18 protein-coding genes are annotated in these 20351 nt (G+C 34.3%); 10 read left to right on the forward strand and 8 right to left on the reverse strand.

Annotated elements, in window-relative coordinates:
* Positions 1-149: 149 nt before the first annotated feature.
* The 3 genes from M2373_RS09155 to M2373_RS09165 all read left to right on the forward strand — a co-directional run bounded on the left by M2373_RS09155 (position 150) and on the right by M2373_RS09165 (position 3796).
* The gene (locus M2373_RS09155) at positions 150-2432 is read left to right on the forward strand and encodes a TonB-dependent siderophore receptor (protein ID WP_259109865.1); all 2283 of its coding nucleotides are present in this window, start codon (positions 150-152) and stop codon (positions 2430-2432) included.
* A 93-nt stretch (positions 2433-2525) separates the two neighbouring features.
* Positions 2526-3041 (forward strand): hypothetical protein, encoded by a 516-nt coding sequence (locus tag M2373_RS09160; protein ID WP_259109867.1) that lies wholly within the window; start codon positions 2526-2528, stop codon positions 3039-3041.
* Positions 3042-3205: 164 nt separating this feature from the next.
* On the forward strand, positions 3206-3796 hold the full coding sequence (locus M2373_RS09165; protein ID WP_259109871.1) for a hypothetical protein: 591 nt from the start codon (positions 3206-3208) through the stop codon (positions 3794-3796).
* A 107-nt stretch (positions 3797-3903) separates the two neighbouring features.
* On the opposite strand, the gene M2373_RS09170 is transcribed toward M2373_RS09165, so the two are convergent.
* Positions 3904-4539, reverse strand: a complete 636-nt coding sequence (locus tag M2373_RS09170; RefSeq protein WP_259109874.1) for a peroxiredoxin — start codon at positions 4537-4539, stop codon at positions 3904-3906.
* Positions 4540-4638: 99 nt separating this feature from the next.
* On the opposite strand from M2373_RS09170, the gene M2373_RS09175 reads away from it, so the two are divergent.
* Positions 4639-5520 (forward strand): mechanosensitive ion channel family protein, encoded by an 882-nt coding sequence (locus M2373_RS09175; protein WP_259109876.1) that lies wholly within the window; start codon positions 4639-4641, stop codon positions 5518-5520.
* 53 nt (positions 5521-5573) lie between these two features.
* Here M2373_RS09175 and M2373_RS09180 read toward each other — a convergent pair whose 3' ends face one another.
* Both M2373_RS09180 and sucC read right to left on the reverse strand, forming a co-directional pair.
* Complete coding sequence (locus M2373_RS09180) at positions 5574-6071, reverse strand: hypothetical protein (RefSeq protein ID WP_259109878.1); 498 nt, start codon at positions 6069-6071, stop codon at positions 5574-5576.
* Positions 6072-6146: 75 nt separating this feature from the next.
* The gene (sucC, locus tag M2373_RS09185; protein ID WP_259109880.1) at positions 6147-7337 is read right to left on the reverse strand and encodes an ADP-forming succinate--CoA ligase subunit beta; all 1191 of its coding nucleotides are present in this window, start codon (positions 7335-7337) and stop codon (positions 6147-6149) included.
* Positions 7338-7726: 389 nt separating this feature from the next.
* Between sucC and M2373_RS09190 the strand changes: the two genes are divergently transcribed.
* The 3 genes from M2373_RS09190 to M2373_RS09200 are packed head-to-tail and all read left to right on the forward strand — an operon-like array spanning position 7727 to position 12104.
* Positions 7727-9391: a peptidase domain-containing ABC transporter gene (locus M2373_RS09190; protein WP_259109882.1), complete on the forward strand. Its 1665-nt coding sequence runs from the start codon at positions 7727-7729 to the stop codon at positions 9389-9391.
* 12 nt (positions 9392-9403) lie between these two features.
* Positions 9404-10717, forward strand: coding sequence for an HlyD family secretion protein (locus M2373_RS09195; protein ID WP_259109884.1), 1314 nt, complete (start codon positions 9404-9406; stop codon positions 10715-10717).
* Positions 10701-12104 (forward strand): TolC family protein, encoded by a 1404-nt coding sequence (locus tag M2373_RS09200; RefSeq protein WP_259109887.1) that lies wholly within the window; start codon positions 10701-10703, stop codon positions 12102-12104. Before M2373_RS09195 ends, M2373_RS09200 begins: the two co-directional genes overlap by 17 nt.
* Before the next feature lie 487 nt (positions 12105-12591).
* Here M2373_RS09200 and M2373_RS09205 read toward each other — a convergent pair whose 3' ends face one another.
* From M2373_RS09205 to M2373_RS09225, 5 genes are all read right to left on the reverse strand, one after another.
* On the reverse strand, positions 12592-13872 hold the full coding sequence (locus tag M2373_RS09205) for a chloride channel protein (RefSeq protein WP_259109889.1): 1281 nt from the start codon (positions 13870-13872) through the stop codon (positions 12592-12594).
* 177 nt (positions 13873-14049) lie between these two features.
* On the reverse strand, positions 14050-14436 hold the full coding sequence (locus M2373_RS09210; protein ID WP_259109891.1) for a DUF423 domain-containing protein: 387 nt from the start codon (positions 14434-14436) through the stop codon (positions 14050-14052).
* Between the two features lies 1 nt (position 14437).
* Complete coding sequence (locus M2373_RS09215) at positions 14438-15508, reverse strand: hypothetical protein (protein WP_259109893.1); 1071 nt, start codon at positions 15506-15508, stop codon at positions 14438-14440.
* On the reverse strand, positions 15508-15675 hold the full coding sequence (locus M2373_RS09220; RefSeq protein WP_259109895.1) for a hypothetical protein: 168 nt from the start codon (positions 15673-15675) through the stop codon (positions 15508-15510). Before M2373_RS09220 ends, M2373_RS09215 begins: the two co-directional genes overlap by 1 nt.
* Complete coding sequence (locus tag M2373_RS09225) at positions 15675-17003, reverse strand: hydroxymethylglutaryl-CoA reductase, degradative (RefSeq protein ID WP_259109899.1); 1329 nt, start codon at positions 17001-17003, stop codon at positions 15675-15677. The genes M2373_RS09220 and M2373_RS09225 overlap by 1 nt, the downstream gene beginning before the upstream one ends.
* A gap of 192 nt (positions 17004-17195) precedes the next feature.
* Between M2373_RS09225 and M2373_RS09230 the strand changes: the two genes are divergently transcribed.
* The 3 genes from M2373_RS09230 to M2373_RS09240 all read left to right on the forward strand — a co-directional run bounded on the left by M2373_RS09230 (position 17196) and on the right by M2373_RS09240 (position 20273).
* Positions 17196-18455, forward strand: coding sequence for a putative DNA modification/repair radical SAM protein (locus M2373_RS09230; protein WP_259109902.1), 1260 nt, complete (start codon positions 17196-17198; stop codon positions 18453-18455).
* Between the two features lie 98 nt (positions 18456-18553).
* Complete coding sequence (locus tag M2373_RS09235; protein ID WP_259109904.1) at positions 18554-19312, forward strand: TIGR03915 family putative DNA repair protein; 759 nt, start codon at positions 18554-18556, stop codon at positions 19310-19312.
* A gap of 85 nt (positions 19313-19397) precedes the next feature.
* Entirely contained in the window at positions 19398-20273 is an 876-nt protein-coding gene (locus M2373_RS09240; protein WP_259109907.1) for a DUF4846 domain-containing protein, read from the forward strand.
* Positions 20274-20351 lie beyond the last annotated feature (78 nt).

A 20351-nucleotide genomic window follows, 5' to 3' on the forward strand; every position in this document is an offset into this window, starting at 1 on the left:
ACATTTTAAAGAACAGTCTACCATATTAATAGACATAATTCATTATCTTTTGAATAATATGATAAATATCAGAATTTTATTTTTATTAATTCTAAATTACAAGCTTACATTTGCGCCTTATTTAAATCCACTCTAAATAAAGGTAAAAAATGAAAAAACAGCTAGTTACTTTAGGGTTATTGTTCACTGCAATATCCTTCACCGCACAAATGAAAAACACTGAGACTGATACCATCAGAACTCAAACCATTGAAGATGTCAATCTTCACAAAACCGGAAATCCAAACAAAGCAAAACCGTTCTCTACAAAATCTAACCTTACGGTTATGGAAACGCCGCAGCCTATTGCCATTGTCACACATGAAGTGATTGAGCAGCAACAGGCCAAGCAATTGAGTGATGTCCTACAGAACGTAAACGGTATTTACCTTACATCTTCCAGAGGAAACTCTCAGGATAGTTTTGGAGGTCGAGGATTTATTTTAGGAAATGATAATATTTTCAAAAATGGATCAAGAATCAACAGTGGTGTTTTCCCTGAAGTAAGCGGATTGGAAAGAGTGGAAGTTTTAAAAGGAGCCAACGCCATGCTATATGGAAATACTGCTGCCGGAGGTGTCATCAATATGATTACAAAAAAACCTAAGTTTAATTTCGGTGGAAATATAGGGTTAAATGCTGGAAGCTGGAATTCATATAAGCCCACGGTAGATATATACGGACCTCTTTCTAAAAATATTGCATTCCGAGTAAATGGTGCTTATGAATATGCAGAAAGTTTCCGAGATGTGGTACAGTCGGAAAAGTATTATTTCAATCCTTCGTTTTTATTTAATCTGAGCCCAAAATCTCAATTAATTGTAGAGGCAGATTATCTTAAAAATGATTTTACACCAGATTTTGGGATTGGGTCTATTACCAAACAAGATGGATTAACTTATGAATTAAATAATTTGTTGCCTAGAAATGCATTTTTAGGAACAGATTGGCAATATCAGAATATAGAACAAGTTTCAACAAATGTTACTTTTAATCATCAGTTTAATGAAAAATGGTCTTTAAATTCTACGGCATCATACCAAAACTATACTAAAGACTATTTTTCTACAGAAAGAGTTCAATGGGGATACGCCAGTAACAGATTATCATGGAAAAGACCTTTAAACAGAACGTATAACGAACAAAACTATACTTCTGCACAAATAAACTTAAATGGCGAATTTAATACCGGAAAAATTAATCACAAAGTATTAATTGGAGCTGATGCGGATTACAGCGCTGCAGATTCTTATACTTATTATAACCCTACGAATAATCTGCCTTACGGAAACAGTTATTTATATGGAACAAATGGAAACAGCAATGGAATTCTTTATCTAGACGATCCATCAAGTTGGGCAAGCGGAGCAATACCAGAATCTACAAGATTAGAAAAAAACCGTATTAATACAAGAAGAATAGGTGTGTATGCACAAGATTTCATTAGTCTTACTAAAGAATTCAAAGTAATAGCCGGATTGCGTTGGTCATACATCGAAAATATGCCAACCATAAACACTAAGTTTAAAACAACTAAAAGTGGCGTTGTTTTACCAAATTCAACAACTGGTAAAGGCTTAGTAGATAATACATCATCGTCGGATCAGTCCATTTCACCAAAAGTAGGTTTGATATATGCTCCAAATGATAATTTATCTGTTTTTGCTACTTACACAAATTCTTTCGTTGCCAACACGGGCAGATTAAGAAATGATGAAGCATTAACTCCAACAAATATTGATCAATATGAAGTGGGCGCTAAGAAAAATCTTTGGAACAATGCATTAGCAATCAATCTTACAGTTTATCAAATCTTATATAGAAATTACTACCAGGTAGCATTAAATGATGCGGGGCAGCAATTAGATCCAAATGGCTTAATTAAAGATTTTGCCGGAAAAATGAGAAGCCGTGGCGTAGAATTAGATATCACGGGAAACCCAACTGAAAATCTATCGATAATAGGAGGAGTTTCATATAATAACTCTGTATATCTGGATACGCCGGAAGCCTTCGGATATGTGGAGAATCAAAGATTGGTAAGAACTCCTGCTACAACAGCAAGTGCATCTGTTTTCTATAAATTTACCAATTATGTAAAAGGTCTTAAAATTGGTGCGGGTATCTATTATATTGGAGACAGAATTGCAGGGTGGAATGATACAAAAACCGGGAGTAATAGCTTAGCTTCAAGAAATGGTGTAAGTAGAATGTTTGATTTAAAGGATTACACAACTGTTTCTCTTTCTTTAGGCTACGAATGGAAGAAATTCATGATTCAGGGAAAGGTTGGGAATTTATTTGATGTTGTTAATTACAATGTTCATGAAAACTATTCTGTAAACCCGATTACACCTAGAAACTACTATTTCACATTAACTTATAAACTGTAATATTTTATACAGATAATAATTTCTTTATATAAAGTGGAAGTTGCAAATTTGCAGTTTCCACTTTTGAATTTTAAAATAACAAACTTTTTAGATATGGATAAGATTAAGGATACAAGGAGTTTTATGAGAATCACACACCGTTATCTGGGCTATTTTCTGGCAGGAATTATGGCTGTTTATGCTCTAAGCGGCGTACTGTTAATTTACAGAGATACGGATTTCCTTAAAAAAGAAAAAAAATACGACAAAATCATTGCTAAAGAACTCAATGAAAAAGAACTCGGAAAAGAATTAAAAATTAAAAACCTTGAGGTTGAAAAAACCGAAGGCGCTCTTCTTACCTTTAAACAGGGAACTTACAATGCATCAACCGGACAAGCTCAATACAGCAAGAAAGAACTTCCCTTTGTATTGGATAAAATGACAAAACTTCATAAATCACAGTCAAAGGACAAATTGTCACCTATTAATGCCTTCTTTGGCATATCACTCTTCTTCTTTGTCATATCAAGTTTTTGGATGTTTAACCCAAAATCAAAAATCTTTAAAAGAGGAATAATTTTCACTACTGTTGGGATTATTGTTTCTATTATTTTGCTATTTTTATGATATTATATTTTTTTTAATTAAAATGTTAAAATAACCGAATATTAATTTTGTATAAATTAACATTAATTGTGAGAAATTAGCTAAAATAAAGTATTCTGGCATATTTATTGTTTTTACCCTACTTTAACAAATGATAAACAATTAATTAATAAAATAATTAAATTATGAAAAAACTAATTTTAACAGGAATACTAGCAGTCGCTGGTTTAGCAACAACTGCGAACGCTCAAATTCAAAAAGGCAACTGGCTTGTAGGAAGTAGCTTATTGACTAGTAACTTCGGATTAAATACAGGCGGTGGATATAGTATAGCATTACAACCAAAAGGAGCTTATTTTATTAAAGATAATGTAGCTGTTGGGGGATACGTAAATTTAGGTATTAGTAAAGTTACCAACGGAAGCCCTACAGATTTCACATATGGAGTTGGAGGTTTAGGACGTTATTATCTATCTCCGGGTGAGAAGGGTGTTGATAACTTGTTAAACCACGGACGTTGGTTCGTTGAAGGTAACTTAGGTATAGGAGGTAGATCTGTAGAAGGAGGTAACTCTACAACAGGTTTAGATTTCGGTGTTGGTCCTGGTTATTCTTACTTTATTACTCCAAACATTGGTTTAGAAGGTTTAGTAAAATATCAAGGTCAATCTGGATTCGGTAGCGAAGGATTAAATTCAAACATTACTTTCAATGTAGGATTTAGTATTTATTTGCCAACTTCAAAGGCTAAGCAAGTTGTTAATGATGTAAAGTAATCAATCACTTCACATATACATACACTAGTATAAATTGAAATCGCCTCGAAAAATTTTCGAGGCGATTTTCTTACAAATTAAAACTAAACTATAAAAAATCAAATAAATCATGTATTAGGTTGAGGCGTATATCTTAGATACGGCTTTATTTCTGTAACACCTTTTGGAAATATTTTTCTGGCATCTTCCGTAGAAATCGTCGGAGGCACGATAACATCTTCTCCGTCTTTCCAGTTGACAGGTGTTGCAATTTTATGAGAATCAACAAGCTGAAGAGAATCCAGGACTCTCAGAATTTCATTGAAATTTCTTCCTGTTGATGCAGGATAGGTTATAATCAATCTTACTTTCTTTTGCGGATCTATAATCAATAAAGAACGAACCGTTGCTGTAGCAGAAGCGTTCGGGTGAATAAAATCATATAATTCAGAAACTTTTCTTTCTTTATCTGCAATGATTGGAAATTGCACATCTGTATTTTGAGTTTCGTTAATATCTTTAATCCAATTCTGATGATCTTCTACTCCATCCACACTTAGTGCAATCACTTTCGTTCCTCTTTTATCGAATTCTGATTTCAATTTTGAAGTATAACCTAGCTCTGTAGTGCAAACCGGTGTATAATCGGCAGGGTGCGAAAACAGAATCCCCCAAGAATCTCCTAAATAATTATAAAAATCAATATCACCCAAAGATGATTCGGCTTGAAAGTTTGGTGCTGTGTCCCCAAGTTTAATTGACATAATATTTTGCTTTATTAGTCTACAAATTTAGTAGACTTTTTGAGACTGGCAAAATTTTTGTTTAAATTTTTTTATATTTAATTAAAATAATTTTAGTTCATGCAAAAAAATGGTTTAAGCTACATCGATGTTGTCTATAGGGTTCTTGAAAGTTGGTATGTGAAATTTGCAGAACTTACTCCCAAATTAATTGTTGGAGTTTTAGTTTTTTCGTTTTTCCTGATCTCAAGTAAATATTTAAGTCAGTTCTCCGTTAAGGTTTTTCACAAACTATTTCCCAAGAGTAAAAAAGAAAGCTCACTGGTAACATTAATCAGTATTTTCCGATTTGTAATTATGCTGATGGGAACTTTCATTGCACTGGAAATTATGGGATTCAGTGGTTTTCTTTGGAAGTTTATCGGAAGTTTAGGGGTTGCCGGGGTGATTGCCGGGGTTGCCCTGAAAGATTTAGTTTCAAGTATATTTTCGGGTATGCTGATCGGTATTGATAAAGCTTTTAAGGTCGGAGATTATATCACTATTGGAACCCATTCGGGAACAGTACAGGAAATTGGTTTTTTAACGACAAAAATTATTACTGACGATGGAAAGAAGGCTTACATTCCCAATCAGGTGGTTTTTAATGCTCCTTTTTATAACATAACGGCTTCCCCGCAGCGAAGAATTATTTTAAATTTTGAAATTCCAGCCGATGAAGATATCAACAAAGCTCAGATAGGTATTTTAGATGTTATTAAGAATCTGGAAAATGTAGATAAATTAGATACTGCAGAAGTTATTCTCACTGATTTAAAGCAAGGGGTCTTCAGCCTTCAGACAAAATTCTGGATGAATGTCGGCGCCAATATGCTTCAGCTGAAAAGTGAGGCTTTAATGAAAATTAAAGAACGTCTCGATACAGATCATATTCAGCTGGTCACGCCTACAAGTATTAATATTACGAATGGAGAAAGTCTTATCAACGAAAACCATGACTAACACTAATTAAACCGCTTTATAAGGGCGGTTTGTTTTTATGTAAATTAAAAAAATTATTTCTTCTGATTTTGCTTTAATTGAATACTATCTTTTAATAATCTTTTCGCAGTCTGTTTATCTTCCCGGATTACAGCTTCTCCAATCACATAATTTTTATTTTGAGCTGTATCCAACTCTATGTCTTCGATGACTGTCTCCTCTGTTGTAATACAAACTTCATCTTTGGATTTTGAGCAGCCCGTCCAAAACAAAAGCACTGAAAAAACCGTTAATGCTATTTTATTACTCTGGAGATTTGAAGGGATATATTTAAAAAAATACCTCTTAATCTGCTCAGACATATTAACACGATTGGTTAATTGATGACTATAATATCTTCCACAAATATTTTCCTCCTTTCTTTCAGCGAAAATACTTTTAATTTCGTCCTTATTCTTTTGTGTAAAATCAATCACACATTTATTGCATACAGAGCAGAACCTTCCTTTTTCCTGAAAAGACATGGATTCCCAATTTTCTGAACATGGATTCGGAATATATAATTTTTCCATTAAGCATTATTTAATTCCAAAAAAGAAAAAACCGTTCCAAAAATGAAACGGTTTTTTTTATATAAAAATTTTAGACTAAGCTAAAACTTCTTTTACTTTGTTTGCAGCTTCTTCTAAAGTAATTGCAGAATGTACAGGAAGACCTGAATCATCAATTAATTGTTTAGCTTCAACAGCATTAGTTCCCTGTAATCTTACGATCAATGGAACAGGAAGGCTTCCCATAGCTTTATAAGCATCTACAACCCCTTGAGCAACTCTGTCACATCTTACGATACCTCCGAAGATATTGATCAAAATAGCTTTTACGTTTGGATCTCTCAAGATGATTCCGAAAGCAGTCTGTACTCTCTGAGCATCAGCAGTTCCACCTACGTCTAGGAAGTTTGCAGGGTTACCACCAGATAATTTGATGATATCCATAGTTGCCATTGCAAGACCAGCTCCGTTTACCATACAAGCAACGTTACCGTCTAGTTTCACGAAGTTAAGACCAGCTTCACCAGCTTCAACATCGATAGGATCTTCTTCTCTTGTATCTCTAAGCGCTTCAAGATCTTTGTGACGGAACAATGAGTTACCATCTAAAGTTACTTTAGCATCTACCGCGATAATTTTGTTATCCGAAGTTTTCAACACAGGGTTGATTTCGAAAAGAGAAGCATCAATTCCTGTATAAGCATTGTATAAAGAAGAGATGAATTTTACGAATTCTTTGAAAGCATTCCCTTCAAGACCTAAATTGAAAGCAATTTTTCTAGCCTGGAATCCCTGAAGACCCAAAGCAGGATCAATCAATTCATTGTGGATCAAATGAGGTGTTACTTCAGCAACGTGCTCAATATCCATACCCCCTTCAGTAGAATATACGATTGTATTTTTACCTTCAGCTCTGTCTAAAAGAATAGAAACATAAAATTCTTTAGTTTCAGATTCACCTGGATAATACACATCTTCTGCAACCAAAACAGAATGTACTTTTTTACCTTCTGCAGAAGTTTGTGGAGTTACCAACTGCATTCCGATAATGTTCTGAGCGTTTTCTTTAAGCTTATCCATGTTTGGAGAGAACTTAACACCACCACCTTTACCACGACCACCTGCGTGAATTTGAGCTTTTACAACCCAAGCCTGAGCTCCGGTTTCAGCAGTCAATTTTTCAGCAGCAGCTACAGCTTCGTCAACATTATTAGCTACAAAACCACGTTGGATTGCTACTCCGTACTTTGATAAAATCTCTTTTGATTGATACTCGTGAAGATTCATATTATTTTTATTATTTTATTTTAAAATTTAAAGGTTGACAAATTTACTAAAAATGAACAAGGTTAAAAAGAAAATTATAGAACTTTTAACGCATTCATTAAGTTTAATGTTAATCTTATTCGGATTGAACCTGCCAGAGATAAGAATAATGCCGTAAAGATGGTAAAAAACCCTGAACAACATCTTATATTCTAATCACATTTTAATAGCATTCTAATTCTAGATAAGAATAATCCCCGATCTCATATTTTATCTTTGTTCCACCGAAAAAATAAGGATCTTTTCAGAATTTCCAGCAATTCAAAGGTCATCCAAATCGGTTTTCACACATACCATTCACAAAATAGCGACGAAGTATTTAAAAACATTTAAACTTACAACATAAGAAAATGGAAATAACTGCTAATGAACAGGGAAAAAGATTAATCCGCTACATTACAAAAGAAAAAAAAGACGTTACCAATATTTATTTTTATGCTATTTTGAATGGACTTGTCTCGCTGAGCATTCCGTTGGGAATACAGTCTATTGTGAGTTTTGTAATGGGTGCCACAATGGCCACTTCAATTTATATCTTAATCTTTTTTGTTGTTATCGGAACATGGCTTGTCGGCTATTTCAGACTGAAAGTGATTGAGATCATCGAGAAAATACAGCAGAAAATATATGTTGAGTTTTCAATGGCCATTGCGGAAAAAATTCCTAAAATAAACCTTTCCTACACAAGAAAATATTACCTCCCGGAGCTTGTTAACCGATTTTTTGATATTCAGAATCTTCAGAAAGGTGTTTCAAAAATTTTATTGGAAATTCCGACTGCACTGATCCAGATTTTCTTTGGAATCTTGCTGCTTTCCTTTTATCATCCTTGGTTTTTGGCATTCGGAGCTTTGGTTGTGATTTGTGTGATCATTATTTTCAGATATACCATGGAAAGCGGCATCAAATCAAGTATTGAAGAAAGCAACAAAAAATATGAGACGGCAGCCTGGATAGAAGATATTGCAGGATCTGTAAAGACATTTAAAATGCATTCTGAAAGCAGTGCCCATCTGAAAGGAACCGACGACCGCGTGGTAGAATATCTGGATCACAGAACTTCGCATTTCAAAGTTTTGGTTTTTCAATACAAAACTATTATTGCTTTTAAAGTCATTATTACCTTAGCAATGCTTGCGATAGGAACCTATTTATTGATTAATCAAAAATTAAATATCGGAGCTTTTATCGCCACAGAAATTGTTGTTTTAAGCATTATGGCTGCGGTAGAGAAATTGATTGTAAGCCTTGAAAGTTATTATGATCTTATTGCTTCTTTCGCCAAACTTTCGAAAATTACAGATCTTAAAGAAGAAAAAAACGGAGAAATCATACTTTCTCAAAAAGAAAAAGGAACTGAAATTGAGTTCAAAAATGTTAATTTTTCTTTCAACGACAGCACGCCTATTCTTTCGAATCTTAATTTTAAAATAAAAGAAAACAGCATTACTGTTTTAACCGGAAAACTAGGAACCGGAAAATCTCTTTTGCTGAATATGATCGCCGGTTTCTTTGAACCGAGTTCAGGAACCATTCTTTTTGATAAAATCCCGTTACAGAATATCGATAAACAGAAAATGCGAAACTCCATCGGGTTGTATCTGGAAAATATGAAAGTGATCCAAGGCAATGTAAAAGACAACATCCTGCTGGGAAATACAGAAAGTACGACTGAAGATATCCTTGAACTTTCTGAACACATCGGAACTGAAAATATTTCAAGTCTTTTCAGCAGTGGATTTTTCACAGAAATCAGCGAGACAGATTCTGAAATTACGTTTAGTTCAAAGAAAAAAATATTACTGCTTCGGGCACTTTTAGGCGAAAAAAGGCTTCTCATTTTAGAAAATCCGTTTGCCGGATTACAGCCGGAACATCAGCAAAAAATGATGCAATACCTTCAGGTGAAAAAAGAAAAAACAACTATTATTCTTGTTTCACAGGATAAAAACTTGTTGAAGATCGCAGATCAGCATATTCACATGGAAGAAGGTACTTTAAAAATTCTATCATAAAATTTCACCACAATGGAACTACAGTCATTCGACAAAATATATCATATTCATAAAAAATCAAGGGTAAAAAGATGGTTTTTATTCATTTTTATCGGTGGAATTATCACGTTGTTTCTTCCCTGGACTCAGAATATAAAAGTAAAAGGCAATGTAAGTTCGCTTTATCAGGAACAGAGACCTCAACAGCTGAATTCTCCAATCCCCGGAAGAATTACCAAATGGAACGTAAAAAACGGTGATTATGTAAAAAAAGGAGATACTTTGCTTCAGCTTTCAGAAATAAAAGATGATTATTTAGATCCGCTTTTGGTACAGAGAACACAGGAGCAGGTAAATGCAAAAAAGGGTGTTCGGGATTATTATGAGGCTAAAGTAGGAACTGCAAAAAGTCAGCTTCAGGCTTTGAATTCTGCGAGAGATTTAAAATTAAATCAGTTAAAAATAAAGGCCAGTCAGCTCAACAATAAGCTTACAGGCGAAGAAGCCGAATTGGAAGCCATCCGAAACGAACTGAAACTTTCTGAAGACCAGTTTGCCCGACAGAAGAAAATGTATGATGAGGGTTTGGTTTCTCTTACGCAGTTTCAGCAAAGAAGTATTTCTTATCAAAATGCTGTCGCGAAAAAAACATCTTCTGAAAATAAAGTAGCTCAAACACGTCAGGAAATTGTAAATGTCGGCATCGAACAAAATTCCGTCATTCAGGATTATAATGAAAAATTAAGTAAAACAGAGGGCGACCGTTTTCAAAGTATGGGACAGATTGAAGGCAGCGACGGCGATATTGCCAAACTTGAAAATCAGGTGGCCAATTATAAGGCAAGACAAGGTTTATACTTCATTATTGCATCTCAGGACGGGCAGATTGTTCAGTTAAACAAAGCCGGAATCGGGGAGATTCTGAAAGACGGTGAAAATATCGGCACTATTGTTCCGACCGTTGTAGATCACGCCGTGGAAATTTATATCAAACCGGTTGATCTTCCGCTGGTAAAAGAAGGTCAGCGCGTGATGTGTACTTTCGATGGTTTTCCCGCAATCGTGTTTTCTGGATGGCCGAATTCCAGCTATGGAACATTTGCAGGAAAAGTAATTGCTGTGGAAAGCAACATTAGCATGAACGGGCTTTTCAAAGCATTGGTCATTGAAGATAAAAATGAGAAAAGATGGCCGCCAAAGATCAAAATGGGAACCGGTGTACAAGGAATTGCCATTCTGAATGATGTCCCGATCTGGTATGAATTATGGCGAAACATCAATGGTTTCCCACCCGATTATTACGAAGTGAAAAATGAAAAAGCAGGCAAAGATGAAAAGGCAAAATAAAATTATTTTCACGCTACTCTTATTTTTATTTCATAATAGCTTTGCGCAGGATTCGCTTAAAATTTCGGCTCAGGAATTTATTTCTGTCGTGAAAAATTATCATCCGTTGGCTTTAAAATATCAACTTCAAAACAAAATTGCCGCATCTGAAATTACCAAAGCAAGAGGAAGTTTTGATCCTGTTTTAGGGGCTAAGCTGGGCGAAAAAAATATTGATGGAACAAGATATTACGAACAGAAAAATATTGAATTAGGTATTCCGACCTGGTACGGAATTGAAGTAACCGGAAGTTACAATTATTTGGATGGCGAAAAACTAAATTCAAGTGATACCAAAGGCGGATTGTATCAGATGGGAATTACAGTTCCTTTGGCTAAAAATCTATTGTATGACAAACGAAGAGCAGTTTTGGATCAGGCAAAATTTGCACAGAAAATGACGGAAGCCGAACAGGCTGTTCTTACCAATAATCTTCTTTTGGAAGCTGAAAATATGTATTGGGAGTGGGTTCAGCATTATGAAATTTACAAGCTGAAATCTAAAATCGTCGACATCAACAAAGAGCGTTTGAAGCTTACCAAAAAAACGTTTGAATATGGAGAGAGACCCGCCATAGATACGGTTGAAGCCATTTCTCAGTTACAAAGTTTTGAACTTCAGCAGAGAGATGCTTATCTTAATTTTGTAAAAAGTACACAGCAGCTTCAGGTATTTTTATGGAAAGACGGACAGGAATTATTTGAAATTTCGCAGCTTTTTTATCCTTCAAACCAACTTTCTGACCATGTAGCCTACTCTGATTTTGAATTTCTTTTGCAGGAATTTAGAGGAAAAGAAATTAACAATCATCTATCAGTTTTATATTATAATCAGAAACATAATATATTGGAAAGTGAGCGCAAACTGAAATGGCAAAGCTTTCTTCCCAAGCTTGATTTTACGTATAATTTCTTCAATAAAGAAAATTACCGTGCAGATTATCTTCCGCTTTTTGATAATAATTTTCAATATGGTTTAAAGCTTGAAATTCCCTTATTTCAAAGAGAAGCAAGAGCGAATTATCAGATGGCCAAGATTAAAATCAATCAGAACCAACTGGATACTCAGCTGAAAAAAAGAGAACTGGATACAAAAATTGAGACGTATAAAAATGAGGTGATGAATTATCATATTCAAATTGATCTTTCGGAGAATAATCTGGTCAATTATCAAAGACTTCTATATGCTGAAGAAATGAAATACAATAATGGGGAAAGTTCTCTTTTCCTGATCAATTCAAGGGAAAATAAAGTGATTGATGCGCAGGAAAAATTGATTTCCATTAAAACTAAATTTCTAAAAAGCTTTAATAAACTGAAATGGATGAAGGAAAATTTTTCATTATAACACCCTACCTAAAAATTATTTTTCTTTTGTCTTAACACAAAAGAAACAAAAAGTCAAGACTTGGAAACTGAATGCTAAAAATTAAAATATAATCCTAAAATCCCCAAAACTTGCGCGAATTCATTATTTCTTCTTCGTAGCCAAATTTGCCTCGCGCTTCGAACAGTGGGAATTTTTTAACGGATTACTATTTAATTTTCTTAACGCTTCATTTTCCGAGGTCGATTTAATACATTAAACCCGTTGTGCATTTTGCGAAATTTTGGTATTAGATTCGTCTATTCGAGTGTTTTTCATAACAAAGTAGAGAAAAAATGTATCGAGAACAGATTCATCTTCAAAATTACAAACTTCTCGATACGATTTTTTTCAAAAATCTACTCGAAGTGACGAAAACAAATCAAAATGCACAACGGGTTACATTAATAAAAAACAAAAGTTCAGGCAAAACCTGAACTTTTTTATATCTAACAATTGAATTTATTATTTACTCTTCTTCAGATAATTTCTCTGATTGTGAACCGATGAAAGGAATTTTAGGAGCCAGAAAATAACCTGTTAGGCTCGCAAAAAGTATCGGAACAAAATAGGTAAAGCCAGTTAAAGTTCCTAAGATAATAGTTGTACTCATCGGAGTTCTTGTTACACACGCATTAATGGCAGCCATACAACTTACAATAGCCAAAGTGGTATCAACCGTTGGAAATAAATTATGAATAATTAAACCTAAAGTTGTTCCCACGAAAAACAACGGAATGATAAAACCACCTCTCCAACCAGACGTTACGGTGATCGCAATAGCTAAAATTTTGAAAATTAAAATGATAATTAAAAAATTCAATGCAAAATTCCCGTTGATTAATTGGTTGATTTCGTTATGTCCAAAATATCTGGTCAATGGAAAATAGAAAGCGATAATTCCCAAAACAATTCCGCCCACAAAAGTTTTAATATAAATTGGAAATTTTCTGTATTCAAAAACTTTCTTGAAAAATTTTACCACAAAAATAAAAATCCAGCCAAATAAAGTTCCTACAATCCCAAAAGCAGTCGCATAGGCAAAATCATAAACTCCTGTGTAATGATAAGCCTTCAAATCCCAGGTCGCCCCGATCCCCAAGTGGATGATCAAAGCAAACATCAGATAACTGAAACAGCTCGCTACCAGGGCAGGAATAATAGCTTTGTAATATTCAACGGCATGCTTATGATGCAAAATTTCCAGTGAAAAAAGACTTCCTCCAAGCGGAGCCCCAAAAAGTGCGGTAAAACCAGACGCCATGCCGGCAATACTTAAAGAACGTAATTCTTCTCCTTTTAATCTGAAAATTTTTCCGAGCCAGGTTCCTGTAGAGCCCGTCACCTGAACCAAAGGTGCTTCCGGACCTAAACTTCCTCCCGATGCCACGCAAAAAAGCGATGACAAAATCATGGAAGGGTTATTTTTGGGTTCTAATTTTCCTTTATTAAAGCGGATGTTATTTACAATTAAATGAATTTCTCCGGGATCGCCGATAAAATGAATGACTAATCCCGCCAAAAGACCAGAAATTGCCATGGTAGGAATTACCATCCATCCTTGAAATTCTGCTAAAAACTCAGTGAAATGTTCGAGAACAATCCAGTAAAGTCCTGCAATAATTCCGCCGACCAGACCTGTAAAGGCCCACATGAAAAAAGTCCGGCTGAACACAAAAGGATTGAATCTTATGGGTTGATCCAAAAGATCAAATGTTTTGATTAAGCGTCTTCTTCTATTGATTTTCATTTTAATTTAATTTTTAAAATTACGATCATCATTTGTTGCTAATTTTTCAAGACTTTACGAATGAAAAATTGAGAATAAAAAAGCATTTTAAATGCTTCGACAGGCTCAGCATGACATTCCTAATACTAAGCGTTATAACTCTAACGGTGTCAGCCTGAGCTTGTCGAAGGCTTTATTTTAAATTTTATTTTTCAAAAAATAAAGAATCAACATTCCCCAACTTAAGATCATCAATAAACCTCCTAGCGGAGTGATCGGACCCAAAAATTTCAGGTTTGCCCCCAAATAATCCTGAAGGCTCAAAAAATAAATACTCACAGAAAACATAAAAGCTCCTATAATCATTAAAATAGACGTCCATTTTTCTGAAGATGTTTCAAATTTCAAAATATAGCCCACAATCAATAAAAAGAAGGCAGCATACATTTGGTATCTCACTCCTGTTTCAAAGCTTTCAAGTCTTTCCACAGATAAAATTTTCTTTAAAGCGTGCGCGCCAAATGCACCTAAAATAACGGATAACATTCCGTAAACAGCGCCAAAAACTAAAGTAATTGTTTTCATCTTATAACTCTTCTAATTCTAGTTTTAAATATTTTTTTGTTTTATAATCCTGCCAGGTTCCCAAAATTTTGTTTCCCTGCAGATCTGCTTCTATTAAAGCTTTAAAGATCCACATATGCGTCTCTTCGCTATAATAATCGCTTTCGATAAGCGAAAGGTGATTTCCATCAAGTTTTCCGTGCCATTCGATCAGTTTTTTACTTTTATCGTACCAATATTTTGCAGAAAAAGAACCGTCATCATACACTTTATCGATCAACACCGTGATAGGATATTTTCCATCAATTTTCCCTTTGTAGAGTTTATGACTGAAACTTGTTTTATCAACTTTTTCTGAACCGGACAACAAATTCTTTGCATAAACACTCCAATGCTTATCCAATTCTTTGTAAGGAAACTCCACGACATAATAATCCAGTTCATCCAGCTGTCTCATCGCATGATTAGCACATCTTCCAATAATAAATCTAATTTTATCCTGTGCAAAATAATATTCGACACCATCTAAAGTAAAATCTGTAAAACAATGTTCATAGATAGAAATCTGATCTAAAACTTCTTGTGAAGGATTTTTCTCTGATTTTAGCTGAGTCAGAAAATCACTGATCTCTTTTTTTACACTTTTCTGAATTAAATTTTCAATTATTTTTATTGAATTGGGTTGAAATAAATCTTGTGGATTAATAAGGTTTCCTGTTCTTAAATCAAAGTTTTTACAAATTGAGAAATCTTCAGGATATGCACCTGAAGCCTCACCATCGATCATGATACTCAGAATATTTTTGGGAGCTTCCATCTTTTCCCAACTGTAAAAATAAACGTAGTTGGAGTACGAGGTTTTTCCTGTAGAAACCAATTTTGAAGGACTTCCTTCAGCTCCTGGAACATGCTCTAACTGATCAACCTGTAAAAAAGTATTGATCTTATTTTCTATCACCGGGTTTTGAGAATAGGAAACCATCGGAAAAGCAAAATTTTCAGTATTTGGTAACAGACTCTTTATAATGACATTTTTCTGTTGCGAAAAACTTAATCCAAAAATTAACAGAAAGAATAAGATATTACTTTTCATTATTTCGATGCTAAATACATTAAAATAAATTTCGCCGTCAATGTAGAGATTCCCAAAATAATAAACATTGTGGAAAATCTTTTGGAGCTTCTGAATCCCGGATGATTGGTTTTCTTTAAAAACAATCCGAAGATTAAAAATATGATAGGCAGAATAATCTGTAACATTAGTTTCCTCTCAATCGGTTAAACTCATTGATAACCTCATGATGAGTCACCGTTTTATCTTTAAAGTAGGCTACAAAATGTAGTTTTTCCTCTTCTGTAGCGCCCATTTGGTTTAAAATATTCAATAAGTGCATTTTCATATGCCCTTTCTGAATTCCAGTGGTGATCAGAGAACGTAATGCCCCAAAATTCTGGGCCAACCCTGAAACGGCTAAAATACTCATCAATTCCTGAGCTGAAGGTTTTCCAAGCAGTGCCAAAGAAAATTTTACCAACGGATGAAGATTCGTTAAACCACCCACCACTCCCACAGAAATCGGAAGGTCGATCCAGAATCTGAAAACTCCGTTATCCGTTGTACAATGAGTTAATGAAGCATATTTTCCGTCTTTGGCAGCATAGGCATGCGCACAGGCTTCCGTTGCTCTGAAATCATTTCCGGTTGCAATTACTACCGCATCTACCCCATTCATAATCCCTTTATTATGCGTCGTCGCACGGAAAGGTTCAATTTCAGCAATCGTTACCGCCTGTTTGAATTTCCATGCAAATTCTTCATTAGAAATTCCGCTGTCATCTTTTAAATCATCAATTTTACACGAAACCTCAGCTCTTACGATACAATCCGGCGTAAAATTGGAAAGAATATTCATCACAATCTGCAAAGAATTCTTTTCTTCGTGTGTGAAATTTTCATCAATAGCAACTTCCTGCTTTAATGTTTTTCCAAACTGTTCCAGACATGAATTAATAAAATTTGCCCCCATTGAATCCACCGTGTCAAAACTTGCTTTAAGCTGGTAATAATTGGGCATTTCAGAAGTTTTATCAATTAATTTAATATCTAAAATTCCACCGCCACGATTTCTCATGTTTGCCGTAATATCGTTGGTCGCTTCAATTAATTTTTTCTTTAAATTGAAATTAAAAAAATGAAGAAGTTTGTGAGATTCAACGTTAAATATAAAGTGTGTATGTCCTAATTTTTCGTTGTTGATAATGGTTGTTTTAAAACCACCTTTATCAATCCAGAATTTGGCAGCTTTTGAAGCCGCTGCCACCACTGAACTTTCTTCCACAGCCATTGGAAGAGCGAATAATTTTCCGTCAATCAGAAAATTCGGAGCAATTCCGTAAGGCATATAAAAATTGGAGATTGTGTTTTCAGAAAACTCATCGTGAAGTTTCTGCAAATCAGCATTTTCGTTCCAATATTGGTTTAATATACTTTGATATTCCGAGTTTCCTTCAAGGTATTCGTTAACAAGCCAATCGATTTTCCCCTGTTTTGTCAATTTGGAAAAACCTTCAACGGGTTTATGATTCATATGGATTAGGTTTATTTTTATTATGTAACCGTAAATTTACGATTTCACGCATAAATTAATGTCCGTAAATATACTAATTTTGTCTCTGTAATATGTGGATAACTTCCATTAAAAAAGATTGACATTTATCAATTTTGGACCTACATTTGGATATAATATTATTTTCAATAATTAACAGCTTCAATTAAAAATATGAATTTTGACCGCCTGAAAGAAAAACTCGAAATCCTTGCTGATGCTGCGAAATATGACGTTTCCTGCTCGTCCAGCGGAGGATCGAGAAAGAACAAAAAAGGCGCTTTGGGAGACAGTTCTGCAAGCGGAATTTGCCATACCTATACGGAAGACGGACGATGTGTATCGCTTCTCAAAATTCTGCTGACTAATCATTGTATTTACGATTGTGCTTACTGCGTTTCCAGAAGTTCTAATGATATAAAAAGAGCGGCATTCACCGTTGAAGAAGTCGTTGATTTAACAATAAATTTCTACAGAAGAAATTATATCGAAGGTTTATTTTTAAGTTCAGGAATATTCAAAAATGCTGATACCACGATGGAGCGTTTGGTTCGTGTGGCAAAAAAATTACGTCTGGAAGAAAATTTTAACGGATATATTCATTTAAAATCCATTCCGGGAGCGAGTGACGAACTGATGCAGGAAGCAGCTTTATATGCCGATCGATTATCCATCAATCTTGAAATCCCAACAGAAAGCGGATTGAAATTACTGGCCCCTGAAAAAAATCGACAGGATATGCTGAATCCGATGAAATATATTCAGAACGGAATTGCCCAATATAAAGACGAAAAGAAAATTTTCAGGAAAGTTCCGAAGTTTGCTCCGGCAGGACAATCCACACAAATGATTGTCGGAGCGACCAATGAAAATGATTTACAAATTATCAAAGTTGCAGATCATTTTTATAAAAATTTCAGTCTGAAAAGGGTGTATTATTCAGGTTATGTTCCGGTTTTAGAAGACAAAAGGCTGCCTTCTTTAACAACGGAGGTTCCGATGCTTCGTGAAAACCGTTTGTATCAGTCGGATTGGCTGATGCGTTTTTATGGTTTTAAAGCGGAAGAAATTTTAGATCCTACAATGCCTTTTCTGGATTTGGAAGTTGATCCGAAATTAAGCTGGGCCTTACGACATCTTGATCAGTTTCCTGTGAATTTGCAGACGGCCGATTATCAGATGATTTTAAGAATTCCTGGAATCGGTGTAAAAACAGCTCAGAAAATCGTCAGTGCAAGACGTTTTCAGGTGCTGAATATGGATCATTTAAAAAAACTGGGAGCTGCGGTGAATCGGGCAAAATATTTCATCGATTTTAATGCTGGAAATGCTTATCTGAAATATTTAACAGATCAGAACCTGAAGAAATTATTGATTGGCGGAAGTTCTTCTAAGTTTCATAATCAGTTTTCGCAGCAGCTAACGCTTTTTTAAATACAAATTGCACGTACGGATGCTTACAGCATGACAAACTCAGAAAATTAAAAAATTCAACACTCATTGTTAAATTACTAAATTGTTATACTAATTAAATGACCACTCTACTCTATGACGGCAGTTTCGACGGACTTTTCACTGCGGTATTTGAAGTTTTCGAATACCGTTATCAAGATGTGGAAATTGTAAGCAGAGAGAGATTTCATCAGGAAAATATTTTCGCTGAAATTCATGAAGTAATTACACAAAATGAGAAGTCAGAAAGGGTTTTAAATAAATTAGAGAAAAATATCGGCAAATCAGGAATTCATGAACTATTGAAAGTCTATTTATCTGAAGATCCTGAATTGGAACAACTTATTTTATCTGCTGTAAAGCAATCTATAAAACATCCTGAAGAAAATATTCTGCAAAATTATGCAGACAGTGATATTTTGAAAATTTCAAAAATCTGCAAATCTGTAAGCCGGGAAAGGCACCGTATGACAGCTTTTGTCCGTTTTGAAAAAATGCAGGACGATGTTTTTTTTGCTAAAATTGATCCCGATTTCAATGTACTTCCTTTGATTCGAAAACATTTCAGAGACCGTTATCAGGATCAAAAGTGGATGATTTATGATTTAAGACGAAATTACGGTCTTCTCTATGATCTTGAAAATTGTGATTTCTTTTACCCTGATGAGAAATTGGATTTAAACAGATACCAACAAAAGTTTCATGATGAAGAAACGCAATATCAAACGCTGTGGCAAAGGTATTTTACGAAGACCAACATTGTGGAAAGGAAGAATTTAAAATTGCATATACAGCATGTTCCGAGGAGGTATTGGAAATATTTGACGGAAAAACATTAGATTTTATTTTCCTTTTTCTCATAATCCTTGTCAAGGTTTTGAGCCTTGACAAGGATTACGTACTATTGTAGAAGAATATTCATCGATGAAAAAAATAATATCCCTATTCATTTTAACAACAATCATAAGCTGTAATAAAGAAAAATTGGGCGATAAACTTTTGCCTGAACCTGATAAAAAGGAACATTTAATTTCAGAAAGCTTGGTTCAAATTAATAAAGATAAAAATACGATCAAAGAAAGATTTTCGCCACCAAAAGGTTTTCAATGGGTTGAAGAAAATTCTGATTCTTTCGGGTATTTTATTGAAAATTTTAAGTTAAAATCTTATGGAAGTCCTATTTTAAAATACGACGGAAGTTCAATTTCTACACAGAATCTCCATGAGGCCGTTTTCGATATTGATACGGGAACTCAGGATCTTCAACAATGTGCTGATGCCGTGATTCGTCTTCGGGCTGAATATTTATTTAAATCCAAAAAATTTGATGAGATAAAATTTCATTTCACCAGTGGTGATCTGGTTTCATGGAATGATTATAAAAATGGAATAAGATCTTTTGTAAAAGGAAATTCTGTAAGTTTCAAAAAAGTGGCTGAGCCTGATAGCTCCTATGAAAATTTCAGAAAGTATCTGGATGTAATTTTTAATTATTCGGGAACGATCTCATTAAGTAAAGAAACGAAGAATGTTACGAAAAATTCACATTTAAAAACAGGAGACATTTTAATTACTCCCGGAAGCCCCGGGCATGTTGTCTTTATTGCCGGAGTCTGCAAAAATAAAGATGGGAAAAAGTTATTTTTATTAAGTGAGGGTTTTACTCCTGCACAATCTATTCATCTGCTTTCCAATCCTTTTGAGAAAAATATTTCGCCCTGGTATAATTTGGATGTTGATAATTCTGAGACCAAAACAGCAAGGTATATTTTTAAACCTACAAATTTTAGACAATTTTAATAATTTATATTCAAAACTCTTATAAAGTTACTGCGATTATCTGAACTTGTTTTTGTAGATTTGTGTTCGAAATTTTTT

This window comes from Chryseobacterium sp. JUb7, from assembly GCF_024806495.1.
Taxonomy (GTDB): Bacteria; Bacteroidota; Bacteroidia; order Flavobacteriales; family Weeksellaceae; genus Chryseobacterium.

What these genes read in the sequence shown, in the direction of transcription:
- M2373_RS09240 (WP_259109907.1), top strand. Translation starts at nt 19,398, where the DNA reads ATGAAAAAAATAATATCCCTATTCATTTTAACAACAATCATAAGCTGT.
- M2373_RS09210 (WP_259109891.1), bottom strand. Translation starts at nt 14,436, where the DNA reads ATGAAAACAATTACTTTAGTTTTTGGCGCTGTTTACGGAATGTTATCC.
- M2373_RS09175 (WP_259109876.1), top strand. Translation starts at nt 4,639, where the DNA reads ATGCAAAAAAATGGTTTAAGCTACATCGATGTTGTCTATAGGGTTCTT.
- sucC (WP_259109880.1), bottom strand. Translation starts at nt 7,337, where the DNA reads ATGAATCTTCACGAGTATCAATCAAAAGAGATTTTATCAAAGTACGGA.
- M2373_RS09200 (WP_259109887.1), top strand. Translation starts at nt 10,701, where the DNA reads ATGAAAAGGCAAAATAAAATTATTTTCACGCTACTCTTATTTTTATTT.
- M2373_RS09155 (WP_259109865.1), top strand. Translation starts at nt 150, where the DNA reads ATGAAAAAACAGCTAGTTACTTTAGGGTTATTGTTCACTGCAATATCC.
- M2373_RS09190 (WP_259109882.1), top strand. Translation starts at nt 7,727, where the DNA reads ATGGAAATAACTGCTAATGAACAGGGAAAAAGATTAATCCGCTACATT.
- M2373_RS09160 (WP_259109867.1), top strand. Translation starts at nt 2,526, where the DNA reads ATGGATAAGATTAAGGATACAAGGAGTTTTATGAGAATCACACACCGT.
- M2373_RS09180 (WP_259109878.1), bottom strand. Translation starts at nt 6,071, where the DNA reads ATGGAAAAATTATATATTCCGAATCCATGTTCAGAAAATTGGGAATCC.
- M2373_RS09165 (WP_259109871.1), top strand. Translation starts at nt 3,206, where the DNA reads ATGAAAAAACTAATTTTAACAGGAATACTAGCAGTCGCTGGTTTAGCA.
- M2373_RS09225 (WP_259109899.1), bottom strand. Translation starts at nt 17,003, where the DNA reads ATGAATCATAAACCCGTTGAAGGTTTTTCCAAATTGACAAAACAGGGG.
- M2373_RS09235 (WP_259109904.1), top strand. Translation starts at nt 18,554, where the DNA reads ATGACCACTCTACTCTATGACGGCAGTTTCGACGGACTTTTCACTGCG.
- M2373_RS09215 (WP_259109893.1), bottom strand. Translation starts at nt 15,508, where the DNA reads ATGAAAAGTAATATCTTATTCTTTCTGTTAATTTTTGGATTAAGTTTT.
- M2373_RS09205 (WP_259109889.1), bottom strand. Translation starts at nt 13,872, where the DNA reads ATGAAAATCAATAGAAGAAGACGCTTAATCAAAACATTTGATCTTTTG.
- M2373_RS09230 (WP_259109902.1), top strand. Translation starts at nt 17,196, where the DNA reads ATGAATTTTGACCGCCTGAAAGAAAAACTCGAAATCCTTGCTGATGCT.
- M2373_RS09170 (WP_259109874.1), bottom strand. Translation starts at nt 4,539, where the DNA reads ATGTCAATTAAACTTGGGGACACAGCACCAAACTTTCAAGCCGAATCA.
- M2373_RS09220 (WP_259109895.1), bottom strand. Translation starts at nt 15,675, where the DNA reads ATGTTACAGATTATTCTGCCTATCATATTTTTAATCTTCGGATTGTTT.
- M2373_RS09195 (WP_259109884.1), top strand. Translation starts at nt 9,404, where the DNA reads ATGGAACTACAGTCATTCGACAAAATATATCATATTCATAAAAAATCA.